This is a genomic window from Porcipelethomonas ammoniilytica (genome assembly GCF_025567485.1).
Lineage (GTDB): Bacteria > Bacillota > Clostridia > Oscillospirales > Ruminococcaceae > Porcipelethomonas > Porcipelethomonas ammoniilytica.
On the sequence record NZ_JAOQKH010000011.1, the window covers coordinates 19,544 to 33,498 of the forward strand.

The 13,955-nt window shown below is 37.7% G+C and carries 9 protein-coding genes and 1 other annotated feature; of the genes, 2 read left to right on the top strand and 7 right to left on the bottom strand.

Features of this window, described 5'->3' with window-relative positions:
- Positions 1 to 82: 82 nt before the first annotated feature.
- Genes OCV67_RS09320 through alaS form a run of 3 tightly spaced genes read right to left on the bottom strand, consistent with a single transcriptional unit; the run spans position 83 to position 3,634 of the window.
- Positions 83 to 619 carry a phosphoribosyltransferase family protein gene (locus OCV67_RS09320; protein ID WP_147643718.1) on the bottom strand — a complete coding sequence of 179 codons (537 nt, stop codon included), beginning with the start codon at positions 617 to 619 and terminating at the stop codon, positions 83 to 85.
- 14 nt (positions 620 to 633) lie between these two features.
- On the bottom strand, positions 634 to 981 hold the full coding sequence (locus tag OCV67_RS09325) for a histidine triad nucleotide-binding protein (protein ID WP_147643719.1): 348 nt from the start codon (positions 979 to 981) through the stop codon (positions 634 to 636).
- A gap of 13 nt (positions 982 to 994) precedes the next feature.
- A complete protein-coding gene (gene alaS / locus OCV67_RS09330; protein WP_147643720.1) occupies positions 995 to 3,634 on the bottom strand; it encodes an alanine--tRNA ligase in 2,640 nt (879 codons plus the stop codon).
- 62 nt (positions 3,635 to 3,696) lie between these two features.
- Positions 3,697 to 3,895 (bottom strand) — a binding site (T-box leader).
- A 431-nt stretch (positions 3,896 to 4,326) separates the two neighbouring features.
- Between alaS and rplM the strand changes: the two genes are divergently transcribed.
- Complete coding sequence (gene rplM / locus OCV67_RS09335; RefSeq protein ID WP_147643721.1) at positions 4,327 to 4,755, top strand: 50S ribosomal protein L13; 429 nt, start codon at positions 4,327 to 4,329, stop codon at positions 4,753 to 4,755.
- Between the two features lie 16 nt (positions 4,756 to 4,771).
- Entirely contained in the window at positions 4,772 to 5,173 is a 402-nt protein-coding gene (gene rpsI / locus OCV67_RS09340; protein WP_147643722.1) for a 30S ribosomal protein S9, read from the top strand.
- Positions 5,174 to 5,502: 329 nt separating this feature from the next.
- Here rpsI and OCV67_RS09345 read toward each other — a convergent pair whose 3' ends face one another.
- From OCV67_RS09345 to OCV67_RS09365, 4 genes are all read right to left on the bottom strand, one after another.
- Positions 5,503 to 6,519 (bottom strand): glycoside hydrolase family 5 protein, encoded by a 1,017-nt coding sequence (locus OCV67_RS09345; protein ID WP_147643723.1) that lies wholly within the window; start codon positions 6,517 to 6,519, stop codon positions 5,503 to 5,505.
- A gap of 5 nt (positions 6,520 to 6,524) precedes the next feature.
- Positions 6,525 to 9,617 carry a beta-glucanase gene (gene bglS / locus OCV67_RS09355; protein WP_178085076.1) on the bottom strand — a complete coding sequence of 1,031 codons (3,093 nt, stop codon included), beginning with the start codon at positions 9,615 to 9,617 and terminating at the stop codon, positions 6,525 to 6,527.
- A 146-nt stretch (positions 9,618 to 9,763) separates the two neighbouring features.
- Positions 9,764 to 10,513, bottom strand: coding sequence for a helix-turn-helix domain-containing protein (locus tag OCV67_RS09360; protein ID WP_147643724.1), 750 nt, complete (start codon positions 10,511 to 10,513; stop codon positions 9,764 to 9,766).
- 388 nt (positions 10,514 to 10,901) lie between these two features.
- Positions 10,902 to 13,760, bottom strand: a complete 2,859-nt coding sequence (locus OCV67_RS09365; protein WP_147643725.1) for a carbohydrate binding domain-containing protein — start codon at positions 13,758 to 13,760, stop codon at positions 10,902 to 10,904.
- Positions 13,761 to 13,955: the final 195 nt, after the last annotated feature.

The window sequence follows — 13,955 nt, forward strand, 5'->3', positions numbered from 1 at the left end:
TCAAATGCCGGATGCAGAAATGAAGCCAATAACAAACCTGTTCCCCATGCCGCACCGGCATATACAATTTTACGTTTCAATTTTATTTAAAAAACAGCGGAAGCTTTTCAAGAAAAACAATATCTTTTCTGTCGGCTGCATCGCCCTCGGCAAGTACTGCCGATTTACATACAATATTTCCGCCTGCCTTTTCAACAAGAGCAACAAGTGAATTTAATGATTCGCCCGTACTGATAACGTCGTCAGCAATGAGTACTCTTTTGCCTTTTAATTCATTCATATCCTTTTCGGACAGATATAGCGTTTGCTTTTTATCAGTCGTAATAGATTTAACTTCCACCGCCACAGGATTTTTCATATAGAGCTTAACAGATTTTCTCGCAACGATATAATTTTTACCGCTCTGTCTTGCCATTTCATATCCCAGAGGAATTCCCTTGCTTTCAGCAGTTACAATAACATCAAATTCCGGAACTTTCTTTAGCAGTTCTTTAGCGCACTCTAAGGTAAGCTCCACATCTGAAAACATTATAAAGGCGGCAATATCAAGCTTATCATTAATAGGACAAATAGGCAGTTCTCTTGTAAGACCCGCTACATTTAGTGTATAAGTTTTCATTTTATCCTCCGAATTTATACTGCGCTGTCACTGCTCCAGCCCATTTTTTTGCCGGCAAGTACATGAAAGTGAAGATGATGAACACTTTGCCCTGCATCATCACCGCAGTTTGTTATCACTCTATAACCGTCCGCAAAGCCCTCATCAGCGGCAATTTTAGCTGCCACTTCAAAAATATGCGCAACATATTTTGAATTTTCAGAATTTACAGCAGAAGCTCCGCTGATATGTTCCTTAGGAATAATCAGATAGTGAACCGGCGCAACCGGCTCAATATCCTTAAATGCATATACCATATCGTCCTCATATACCTTATCGCTGGGAATTTCCCCGGCAATTATTTTACAAAATAAACAATCCATTTAAAATATCCCCTTATTTAAGAAATTCATTAGCAATGCTTTCAAGAGCGCCAAGTGCTTCGTCAACCATATAATTTTTGCCTATACCTGCCATAGCGCTGTCAGGACGTCCGCCGCCTTTACCGCCTGTAATAGCGGCAATTCTCTGAACTATCTTACCGGCATTTGCACCCTTGGAAACCGCATTTTTTCCGCACACGCAGTAAAGAGTACCTTTATCGTCAGCAATTCCGGCAAATACCGCAATAAAATCTTCTGTTTGTTCTTTAACCTTATCTCCGATTTGCCTTAACATATCAGGCTTAGTACCGTTAAGCATAGCGGAGATAATTTTTATTCCGTTGATTTCTTTGGCATTGTCAAACATATTTGCAAGCTGACTTCCTGCAAGCTGCTGACTAAGTTTCTGTATTTGCTTATCCTTTTCCTTTAATTCTTCTGTCAATGCCTGACAGCGTTCAGCAAGCTTTGCAGGATTTGCGATCTTAAGGACTGCCGATGCCGCATTAATTGAATTTCTAAGTTCATTCATAAATAGCAATACGCCGTTACCCGTCACAGCCTCAATACGCCTTACTCCTGAAGCAACAGAATTTTCGGAAACGATTTTGAAAAGACCGATATTTGAAGTATTTTTAACATGAGTACCGCCGCAGAATTCGATTGATTTTCCTCCGATATCCACTACTCTTACAATATCTCCGTATTTTTCACCAAAAAGCGCCATAGCTCCCAATTTTCTTGCTTCCTCAATAGGCATTTCTTTAGTTACAACGTTAATTGAATTTAAAATCTCATCATTTACAATGTTTTCAATCCGTAAAATTTCATCAGGCGTTACTGCACTGAAGTGAGAAAAGTCAAATCTGCATCTTTCAGCATTTACAAGCTGACCTGCCTGATGTACATGCTCGCCCAGTACTTCCCTTAACGCTGCTTGAAGAAGATGTGCAGCGGTATGATTTCTCATAGCTGACATTCTTTTTTCTACGTCAATTTCAGCAAAAACAGTATCATTTTTATTTATACTTCCCTTTTCAATCGCTCCGAAATGCAGAAAATGACCATTTTCAGTCTTAGTTACATTATACACGGCAAATACTGCATCTTCTGTACTAATCTCACCGGTATCGGCAGACTGTCCGCCGCTTTCCGCATAGAACGGAGTTTGGTCAAGTATTATAACAGCCTCCTGTCCTTCTGAAATACTGTCAACCGATTTACCGTCAACAAAAATTTCAAGGATTTCAGCGTCATGCTTAAATCTTGTATATCCTGTAAATTCAGTAGCCGGAACATTAATAGCAGACGTGTTTTCATCGCTCCATGAAGTTTTAATCTTAGATGCCCTATCGCTTCTTGCCTTGCGCTTCTGTTCTTCCATACATTCCTTAAAACGCTTCTCATCTACTTCGATTCCATTTTCAGCGGCAATTTCCTTTGTAAGATCAAGCGGGAAACCATATGTATCGCTTAATTTAAATGCATCGTCTCCTGAAAGCACATTTTTTATTTCATCTGCTGAAATTTTGTCGATAAAATGACTAAGCAGCTCCGTACCTTTATCGATTGTCTTAGCAAAGCTTTCTTCTTCATGCTTAATAATTTTTTTAATCAGTTCCCTTTTTTCAACAAGTTCCGGATAAGCAGATTTGTTTTCTTCAATTACCGTATCGCAGACTTTATAAAGAAAAGGCTCGTTTATTCCCAGCATTTTACCGTGTCTGGCAGCTCTTCTCAGAAGTCTTTTAAGCACATATCCTCTGCCCTCATTTGCAGGTGTAATACCGTCTCCTACCATAAATGTTGTGCTTCTGATATGGTCAGTAATTACACGCAAAGATACGTCGGTATTTTCATCATTTTTATATTGTACATCTGCAATCTCACAGATCTTGCCCATTATATTCTTGACTGTGTCAACCTCGAACAGATTATCAACTCCCTGAATTGCACAAGCAAGTCTTTCAAGCCCCATACCGGTATCAATATTCTTGGTTTCCATTTCAGCATAGTTACCGTTTCCGTCACTGTCAAACTGACTGAATACCAGATTCCATATTTCAACGATTCTATCACATTCGCTTGCCTGTTCAAAGCTTTCAAAAGGACCGTAGCTTTCTCCTCTGTCAAAATGAATTTCGGAACAAGGACCGCAAGGACCTGAACCGTGTTCCCAGAAATTGTCCTCCTTACCGAGACGAATTATTCTATCCTGAGGTATGCCTATTTTATTTTTCCAAATCTGTTCAGCTTCATCATCGCTTTCAAAAACAGTAATCCAAAGCTTTTCAGCCGGAATCTCAAGTATTTCTGTAAGAAATTCCCACGCCCATTCGATCGCCTCAGTTTTAAAATAATCTCCAAAGGAAAAGTTTCCCAGCATTTCAAAATAAGTGCCGTGTCTTGCTGTTTTACCAACACGCTCAATATCAGGCGTTCTGATACATTTCTGACATGTTGTAACTCGCTTATTCGGAGGAACAGCCTGTCCCAAGAAAAACTTTTTAAGAGGTGCCATACCGGAATTGATCAGTAAAAGACTGTTATCTCCCTGAGGTATAAGTGAGGAACTAGCCATTCTTGTATGATTTTTACTTTCAAAAAATGAAAGATACATTTCACGTAATTCATTTACGCCACGCCATTTCATAAATAAAAACTCCTTTAAAATTTCATAAAAGCTGTAAAAAATAATAAAAGCCTTGCGTCCTGCAATGGGACGAAGGCCTCGTGGTACCACCCAATTTCAAAAGTAAATAAATTACTTTCCTTTAGTTTCCTTTAACGCAGAAAATACGTTCGGATTTAGCCGAAAGCTCAAGGGTAGCACTTGTTTTACGAACAGAAGCTCTCACCGACCGCTTCTTCTCTGAAGAACGAAACAAACAATCATTCCTGTCACAGCGTTTATATATTCTTCTTATATTATACCAAAAAACAAAAAAAAGTCAATCCTATTTTTCAAAGTTTTTTAAAAAACGGCAATCATAAAAAAGCTGTATCAGATAGAAATGACTATAGCAAAAGCGCTTGCCGGAAACGATCCTCCAAGATTAAAACTCTCAAACTGACGAAAGCACTTCAAAAACTGAAATGAAATTTAAGATAACAAGAGAAATAGAGAAAAACAGAGAGAAAACAAGCGTGAAAGGGATATAAATTAAAATTTCGGCAATTTGACTATTGACTTTTTATTTTTAATTTGATATAATGTTTATCGTTACGTCAAGAATCATTAATTCGGACATATTCATTTTTATTTGAACTTGCGGATGTCCGAAGAACAGGATTAACCCAGTCCGGTTCAGGCTTGACAAAATACAATAATGGAGGATTTATAATATGTCAACTTATATGCCAAAACCAGCTGAAGTCAGCCGTAAATGGTATGTTTTAGATGCAGCAGATAAGCCGTTGGGACGTGTAGCTGCTCAGGCTGCTCATATTCTCAGAGGTAAACATAAGCCAACTTTTGCTCCGCATGTAGACTGTGGAGATCACGTAATTATCATTAATTGTGAAAAAGCAGTTTTAACAGGTAAAAAACTTGAAAATAAAAAGTTTTACTGGCATACAGGCTGGATAGGCGGAATCAAGTCTGTAAGCTACAAAGAACTTATGGAAACAAAACCGGAAAAAGCAATGATGATTGCAGTAAATGGTATGCTTCCTAACAATTCTCAAGGCAGAAATCAGCTCAAACGTTTAAGAACTTACAGAAATTCAGCACATAAGCACGAGGCACAAAAGCCTGTTGCTTATGAATTATAATAAGGAGGCGGTTTAAATGTACGAATCAAAGGTTAAATATTACTATGGTACAGGAAGAAGAAAGCATTCTGTTGCAAGAGTAAGAGTATATCCGGGTTCCGGTAACATTACAATTAACGGAAGAAGTATTGATGAGTATTTCGGTCTTGAAACATTAAAGCTTATTGTTCGTCAGCCTCTTAATTTAACTGAAACTACAGATAAATTTGATATTGTCTGCACCGTTACAGGCGGCGGTGTTACCGGTCAGGCTGGCGCTATCAGACATGGTCTTTCAAGAGCCCTTCTGGTTTACGATCCTGAACTTCGCCCTGTTCTCAAAAAGGCTGGTTTCTTAACTCGTGATCCTAGAATGAAGGAAAGAAAAAAATATGGTCTCAAAGCTGCTCGTCGTGCACCGCAGTTCTCAAAGAGATAATTTTACATCGCTTTTATTTGCGTGGAAAATTTTTAAAAAGTCTCGAAGAGAAAGTTTTACAAGTAATATAGTTATCAACCCTCGAAACTATGTCGTTTCGAGGGTTTTATTTTGCGCTGAAAACTGCTTATTCGGAGACGGTAGCAGGCAGGTTGATAACACTATCAAATATTTTATCACCGTTGAGAAATATGAATATAAAACCGTCAAAAAAATTGTGTTTATCAAACTTATAGATCAATTCTTTTGCGTTTTATTATCAAGCACAAATTTCTCTAATCTGTCATTTTTATATTCCCTTCAGTTGCATAACGTCAGAAATAAATAATTTATAAATATTTTTTTATTTTTTCAGATATATTATTATCAATAAGACCAAAGTCCATTTTTTTATAACACCAGGCAGCTCGTGAAATTTTATATTTTTTGAATGCAGAATTAATAGCTTTATACCATTCAATAGTACTTTCTTGAGCAGCAAGATTTATAACTCCATATTCTCCGCAATAAAGCGGAACGTTTCTTTTTTCTGCAATTTCAACAGCTTTAGAAAATAAGGATTCAAAAAATTCCTCACCAACAGTTTCTACCTTTGCATCAGAAATAAGGTCAACAACATTAAGATTCATTTTGCTTTGCTTTGTGATATATTCCTGAACTGACGCCGGATATTCCGTTCTGAAATTTTCCGGCATATTATTGACCCAATTTGCACCCTGATGAGTAAAAATAAATGGTTCATAGCAATGAAAATTATAAACAATTTTGTTGTCATAAGGTTGCTTCAAATCTTTAAGAGCCTTTATGCAGTTATTATCATATCCTCCTATAAGTATATATGTTTCGGGAGTGATAGTCCTTATGCGAAAAATACATTTATCAGCAATTTCATTCCATATATCACAGTATTCCTTATTGGTAACTTCATTCAAAAGTTCAAATGCAACGCAATCATGATATTTTCCGAATCGTTTTGCAATTTCTTCCCAAAGACGGAAGAAACGTTCCTGAAGTTCTTCCGATTCAAAAAATCCACTTTCAGATTCACCCTCATCGAAAGAAAAACCGTAAGTCTTATGAAGATCCAAAATCATATTCAGTCGGTATTTTTTACACCAGTCAATGCATTGCTGAATATACATCATTCCGCTTTCCTGAATATCACCGTTTCCGTTTTCAATAAGATCATAATCTATCGGGATTCTGACATGATCGATACCCCATGAAGAAACTGCGGCAAAATCACTTTCACCAATAAATTCGTCATAATGTTTTTTTGTATGTTCGCATTGAGAAAACCATCCGCCAAAATTAATTCCCTTTTCATATCCAACGAAACTTCTCATTAAAATTACCCCTTATTATATGTTACCCACTGATAACGTGCTGTAAGCGGAGTTTTTCCGTCGTAATGATTTAGCCATTCATCAACTCCTGTTCCCGGCCATACGTTCATCATGATTCTTCCGGCAGTTGAAGGGATATTATTATATGCCGTATAAACTGCTTTTCCGTCAACATACCATGTGATATGATCCGGCTGCCAATCAAATCCGTAAGTATGGAAACCTTCAGAAGCGTCAAAGCCAAGATCATACATATATTCATGATTACCGACTCCGTTTGTATAGTAATTGAACTGAACCTTCGTCGTGTCCTTGCCAAGTACTTCTATATCTATTTCATCCCATGGATTATTTTCTGAAGGGCCTGTATAAGTGAAGAATGAAGAAACAACCCCGTCATTTTTTATAGCTTGCATAGATGTTTCATAGTATCCATAATGATAAGTGTCTGCTGTTCTGTATTCAGCTCCTGAGTAATTATATTTACCGGAATAATCCTTATCAATGGTTAAATTAAGAACGCCGCCATCGAACGAGGTATTTTCTTTATACCACCCGCAGTCGAAACAGCTTCCATTAGACCAACCGTCAGACGCAAAGAATACTGGTGTTTCGCCCTTTCTGAAATCAGCGATAACTGAAGCATTCTCATTTATAGCTGTACCATAGTCCTTTATTCCTCCAACTACAGGAGGAACTACTGGAACTTCCTCTTCATTAGGGAAAGAATCTATCATTCCAAGAAGAAACTTTTGGATAAGAATAACATCTGCAACAGAATATTTTCCATCCTGATTAACGTCAGCTGCCTTTGCCTCCGTTGCATTTGAAAATCCGCCGCTGATAAGACCTCTTTTTGCAATAATGAAATCAAATACATTAATACGTCCATCTGAATTTATATCGCCCAGAATAAAATCTGTTTCGGCAGTTTCATTTTCGCTTGTAAGAGAAACAAGATATGTCAGCGGAGAGTTCCAGTAAATTGTAATTTCATTAGTCGAATAACTTTCGGAGTTATCAACATAACACTTAGCAGCCGGAAGACCCTGACAATAAGCTTTAGCAGCACTGTCCTCAAGATTCTGATTTACACCGCCCACGAGCATTCCCTTCATTGCCTTTCCTGCTGCCATAGACGGTCTGTGATGCGGATTTTCAGGAGAAACCGTTCCATAACCTGTAAAGAAACATTCTCCAACCGGATTTGTTCCAAGAAGATAATTCATCTGAGCATTTGCAGCGTCCATATAATCTGTATTTCCGGTTACTTTATATGCAGCACCAAGTATTATTCCGGCATTTGCAACAGTCATATTACTTCCCCAATTAAACTTTGTAATAGCAACCCCATAAGGAGAATTTGAAGAACAGTTAACAAATGTATCCGCCTGTGAAATCACGGCACTCTTTGCCTTTGTGTATATTGAAGAGTCCTTACTGATATTGTCGGCTGTAAGGATTGCGAGATTTCCGTAATCACCAACAAGAGCCCAATCCAAACCTATTGAAGCAGACATACCATTTAAAGCATTTTCATACTTGCTGTTTCCTGTTGCACGGTATAACTGAGCCGCTGCCCAGTAACGCTCATCTTTGTCAGAAACATCACCGTATTCACCGGTAGATATATCCTCCGGATTTTTGAAAATCAGATTCGGGTTTGCCTCAAGAAAACTCCATGCTTTTTCGGCACGTTCTAGACAGCTGTTTGCAAAATTCAAATCAATATCCTTATAGAATTCATATGCAAGAGCCATTGAAGCACAGAAATCGGCTGTTGCCGTTGTGGAAACAGGTGTGACGATAAGCTGATCCGTTTCCTTTTCAGGAGAAACATAACCCGGGAAATTTTCACATGTAACCTTATGATAAACTCCGCCGTCTGCACGCTGCATTTTCATCATCCATTCAAGCTCATAACGTGCCTCATCAAGAATATCAGGAATGCCGTTTCCACTTTGAGGAATACCAATATTATCACTGTAAAGCTTAGGATTTGCTTCATAAGCGTAAAGAAGGTCGGCAATAGTTTTAGCTGCCGGAACAATATATCTGCCGTAATCTCCGGCGTCATGCCACCCACCGGAAACATCTATTTTTTCATTTGTTCCGTAAACGTATGCCATACCTGTATGGCAGGCAGAATGACCAAAATCACTGTCTGTTATCACTTCTCCGCAGCGCTGCAAATAGAGCATTCTTACACTATCATCAAGAAGATTTGTGTAGACGCTGTCAGATATTTCAAATGTATAGGAATTGTCAAGATTTCCGCACTTTATATAATATTTTCCGGACTGCGTAACAGAAGAGAAATCTCCGATTTTATTTGTTTCTCCAGCATACGAATTGCTGATATTTTCCGAGAGACTCCCTGTATAGACGATATTATCTGTTGCTGCGTCTACTACAGAAAATTGATTTTCACTGTCTGCGCCACGGAAAACAGCAGTCTTTTTGCTGCCGCATTTATATCCCACCTGATTTGTTACAATAGGAGGTTCATATGGTCTTGTAGCAGAATAATCGACTTTACTGTCATCAACAAGTTCAAGAGAAACATTATCGATATAAATCTTATGCTCAGGAAGAACACCCTCATGTTTTTCCTGAATACCGCAGTTAAAAACAAGCTTAGACATGATATCTGTTTCAGCTTTCATAGTAAACTCATAATCAACGGTCTGAGGAACAGAAGTAAGTTCAAGACCTTTCCATGTATAAGCCTGATAAGTTCCGCCGTTTTGCTGTATCATTCCTTCGATATATCTGTCCGTAGAAGATGAAATATCGTATTTAAGACGATATACTCCGTTTTGATAAAGCGGAACAATATCATAAAAAACCTGAACGGCATAATTAACTTTTCCGACATTGCTTACAGTCAGAGCAAGACGACCGTTTTCAGTGCTTAACGAACAAACGCCGCCGCTTTCCTTATATGTACTCCATCCGGTTATTCCAGAATCAAAAGTTGAATTACTTATAATGTTTGAAGCTGCTGAAACCATATTTGGTACAACCGGCAGAGCCGAAGCCATCACAGCGCATACAGCAAGTGCTGCTGTCAGCTTTTTAAATTTTCCTAATTTCATAATTATTTTCCTTTCAGCAATAGCAGTGCCAGACCACTGCTTTTTTCCGATATTTACAATTTTAATAATACTTAATTAAAGCCGTAAAGTATACAATTTTTATGATAAAAATAATAAAAATATGATACTCATAAAAACAGGTCGCTCTATTCGGCGACCTGCATAATTGATAATTTATATTGTTTTTTATATTTTTTAGGAGTTGTTCCTGTATATTTTTTGAATATTTTTATAAAATAACTTTGCGAACTGAATCCCAACATATTACTTATTTCAATGTCACTATATTCCGTATATAAAAGAAGAGAGGTTGATTCTTCAATTTTCAGCTTGTTAACATAATCACTGAAAGTTATTCCGGTTTCCTTTTTGAAAAGTCTTGAAAGGTGGGCGCCGCTTATTTTCAGACTATCTGCTGTTTCCTCAAGTGAAATATGACTGTGAAGATGACGTATAATATATTCTATCGCACGAACTATCTGCTTAGAATAAACTCCGTCAAGCTTTATCTTACGCATTTTTTTAGTATAACCTTCTATCATTTCCACATGAACTTTACTAAGTTCGCTTTCATTCTGACATTTATCGGCTTTCATAATATAAAAATCGCTGAGATTATATGCTTCTTCAGGAGTCATTCCTCTGTTTATGCAGTATCTTGCAACTATTGCTGCAAGAACCACCAAATGATATTTCAAATTACGCAGAAAATCTTCGCTTAAAACCCCGCACCCATCACAGAAAATCGGTTTCATAAATACTTTCACAAGCTCCATATTACCGGAACATATGCTTTCATAAAATGCAATTTCCCGATCAAACGAAGTATGCTCAAAATCATTCTCACGTTTTGAAAATAAATGCTCTGCAATCATTTTTTCAGTTTCAACACTCATAATATCACCTTATATCAATCCTTATGAAAAGTTATGTCAATCATTTATTCATATTTTTACATTACTTCTTTTCAGAGGTCTGCATTTTTTTCTTATTATATCACATTTTTTGCTTTTTCTCAATTGAGTCAGGTAAATTTTTTCTTAAATCAAACTTATATAAATAAAAAGCTGCAGTTAAACTGCAGCTTTCAGTTTGTCGAAAAAGCCAATCTATAAACAATTCATGAATCGCCCTCTCTTGCAGGGCGTCCCCTATTGCGTAGCGCTCTAAGGCAAGGAATTTCGCCGCATGCGGACGGTGATAAGAATACTTTGCCCCATTACCCCTCAGTCTTTGAAAAAGCTGGCGAAACTTTACCTTTAGTACTGGCTACAAAAGAACTTTTTAATTTGCCTTAAAGATAAACCTGAGATAATTATAGAAATGCGGCTGAACACTTGAAGCGTCATGACCTCCGTCAGAAACTTCATGCCAGATATGTTCTACACCATTGCCATTAAGAATGTTGTGATATAATGACGGCTGATTTCCTACCGTTCCATCATTTCCGCCACCTGTAATCATAAGAAGATATGGCATATCATAAGCAGGCTTAAGCTCATTTTCCTGAAGCTGACCAGGATGCATACTCAAATCTACGCCGGGAGTAAGTCCGGGAGCAGGGCAAGCAGCACCGACATATCCAAACAGATCCGAACGTGTAAGACCTATGAAAAGCGATTCACGTCCACCCATTGAAAATCCGGTTATAGCCGTATTTTCACGTCCTGTTTTAACTGAAAAATTACTGTTGATATAAGGCATGAGATCGGTTGTGAGGTCATTTATGAAATTATCATAATTTAGAGAGTTCTGCAAATCAAGACCCGAGCAGTTCTCCTGTTCCTTGCTTGTATAGATATACGGAAAAACTACAATCATTTTTTCAGCATCGCCCGTTGACATAAGATTTCCAAGCATATTTCGAACTTTACCCATTGCGGCAAGAGAATCCTCATTTTCCCAATAACCATGCATTGCATAAAGTACAGGATATTTTTCGTTTTCAGAATATCCCGGCGGCAACAGAACATTTACATTTGTCATTCTCTCTCGTGTTGTTGAGTAATACTGATATTTTGTAAGCGTACCATATTTAACCCATGAATATTCCTCCGTACAGCCTGCAAGAGCATACTCTGAAAGAGATTCTTCGGCATTTTTCATATATTCGGAAGGAGCGACAACCGGCTTTTCAGCAACCGGAAATTCGTTTATCTGTCCAAGAATGAATTTCTGAATGAGAATAATATCATCTACGTTAAAATCTTCGTTCTGATCAACATCTGCCAGTACCTTTTCTGATGACTTGCTGAATCCGTTTACAAGTCCTCTTTTGGCAATAATATAATCAAATACGTTTATACAACCATCTGAATTTATATCGCCAAGTATTAAATTCTGAGATTCTCCGGCACCTATAATTATTGTTCCTGCAACTGCACCGATGACCTCATCAATATAGAAATTATTTGTTGTTTCGGCTGTTTCGATATAAATCCGTAAATCTGAAGCGTTTGCCGGAATTTTATAATTTTTGTTTGCAAGCTGAACCCATTCGCCTTTGATTGCTGTTGCTTGTGCAATAGTATCATATTTTTTATCACCGCTTGCATCAGTATATTCAAGCTTAAGGTAAAAGTTATCTGTTGCACTGCCGTCAAAATACATTACATTTGCACTGAAGCTATATTCATTTCCGGCTTTAAATGCACGGCTTAAAGTTTTTGAAGCTCCATTCCATGCGTTTGTTCTGTCCTTGACTAACAATGATTCATCACCAACGTATGAGGTTCTTCCGCTTGTAATAATTGATCCTGCCCCTCTTATATTCCAGTCACAAGTGTCTCCTTCAAAGCCGTCTGCAAAGTACCAGCCATATTCATTCGGAGTGATCGATTCATCAGAAAGGGTAACAACAAATGTTGAAACACTGTTTGCCGGAAGCTGTGCATAAAAGTTATGGTCAGAATAATTCATATTCAGTGTAGGAGAAAGGTTTTCACTGGAAGAGGTTCTGTAACGGTCAACATTTGAAATATTGCGGTCATTGTCTATAACGAAATTCTGAGTATATTCTGAGTCGCTTTTGTTAACCGCAACTATAGTAACCTGATTATCATCGCCCTTGTATGCAGAAACCAAAACATCCTCTGCCGGTTGTTCGATAGCGTCAATTCTAACATCTCCGGGACGCACATATTTTGAATACTGTGCCATACAATAACCACGCTTGCTGATATTACCGTCTTCAGTCATTAAACCGTAACTTCTGCGAATATACCACCATGTATATGCGCTCATATTTCCGACAACCATAGCATTGTGGATATTTTCCGCCACCTGTATAGCTTCAGGATAACGGTTAGCGGAATCAGCGTCGCTGTTAGGAACATAAACTTCTGTCATCCAGATTTCCTTACCTGAGTTTTCAAGATCGGGAAAGTCCATCCACTCTCTTGCAGTACCGTACATATGAGTGCCAAACAGATCACAGTTTTCCATAGCCTTACTGTTATTCAGTATCTTTCTGTAAAATTTCTTTCCGCCGTCAGGTACCCATGACGCATTTTCAGGTGCATACTGGAAAGACTCAGGAGACATAAGTCTTGTACTTGTTATCATGTCTCCATAGTTTGCAATGAAATCAGTTGTTTCATCTGTTGACCAATATGTCCATTCAGAAGCATAGTCCGGCTCATTCTGAACTGATATTGAATAAAGGTCAACGCCATTATCTTTCATATAAGTACCAAAATCATTAAGGTGCTGTGCATAAGCAGCATAATTTGATTTTGGAATGTGGAGTTTACCATTACTTCCTCCTGATTCTGCGAGATCTGCAGGTGGTTCCCAAGGTGACGCAAAAATAGTAACATCACCCATTTTCGTAGCATACTGTGCCGTTGGGAGAGCTTTGTACCACTGATTCTTATCAGGATTAACGAACACACGAAGTATAGTGAGACCGAGTTCATTATCACCATTTCCGAAAGCTGTTTTTTTCTGTGAATCCGTAAGGCTGCTTCCCGTCCATTCCGGATGATCTATGCCGCCAAAGCCACGTATAGTCTGATATTCCTTGTTAATATCAATTATAACTTCAGCAGCAGCATTAGATTTTTGCTCAGGCAGCGCAGCTGTTAATGTAAACAGCACGGCAGATGATACAAGTACAGACAAAAGTCTTTTTATAATTTTCATTTTTACCTCCTGTAAAAATATAATTAATATAATTTTAATTTGAAGCTGTACAAAATATGTATGACAACCTTATACGAAATCTTTATACGATCTTTCCCATAATGTAAAAATACACAACATTTTTTATAATTATACTATATGCAATAAAAAATGTCAATAAATTTCACAATATCATTTAAAATTTTATGCATTTTG

Excerpts from the sequence above, each read along its gene's own strand:
- OCV67_RS09325 (WP_147643719.1), bottom strand. The coding sequence starts at position 981 with ATGGATTGTTTATTTTGTAAAATAATTGCCGGGGAAATTCCCAGCGAT.
- bglS (WP_178085076.1), bottom strand. The coding sequence starts at position 9,617 with ATGAAATTAGGAAAATTTAAAAAGCTGACAGCAGCACTTGCTGTATGC.
- OCV67_RS09320 (WP_147643718.1), bottom strand. The coding sequence starts at position 619 with ATGAAAACTTATACACTAAATGTAGCGGGTCTTACAAGAGAACTGCCT.
- alaS (WP_147643720.1), bottom strand. The coding sequence starts at position 3,634 with ATGAAATGGCGTGGCGTAAATGAATTACGTGAAATGTATCTTTCATTT.
- OCV67_RS09360 (WP_147643724.1), bottom strand. The coding sequence starts at position 10,513 with ATGAGTGTTGAAACTGAAAAAATGATTGCAGAGCATTTATTTTCAAAA.
- OCV67_RS09345 (WP_147643723.1), bottom strand. The coding sequence starts at position 6,519 with ATGAGAAGTTTCGTTGGATATGAAAAGGGAATTAATTTTGGCGGATGG.
- rplM (WP_147643721.1), top strand. The coding sequence starts at position 4,327 with ATGTCAACTTATATGCCAAAACCAGCTGAAGTCAGCCGTAAATGGTAT.
- rpsI (WP_147643722.1), top strand. The coding sequence starts at position 4,772 with ATGTACGAATCAAAGGTTAAATATTACTATGGTACAGGAAGAAGAAAG.
- OCV67_RS09365 (WP_147643725.1), bottom strand. The coding sequence starts at position 13,760 with ATGAAAATTATAAAAAGACTTTTGTCTGTACTTGTATCATCTGCCGTG.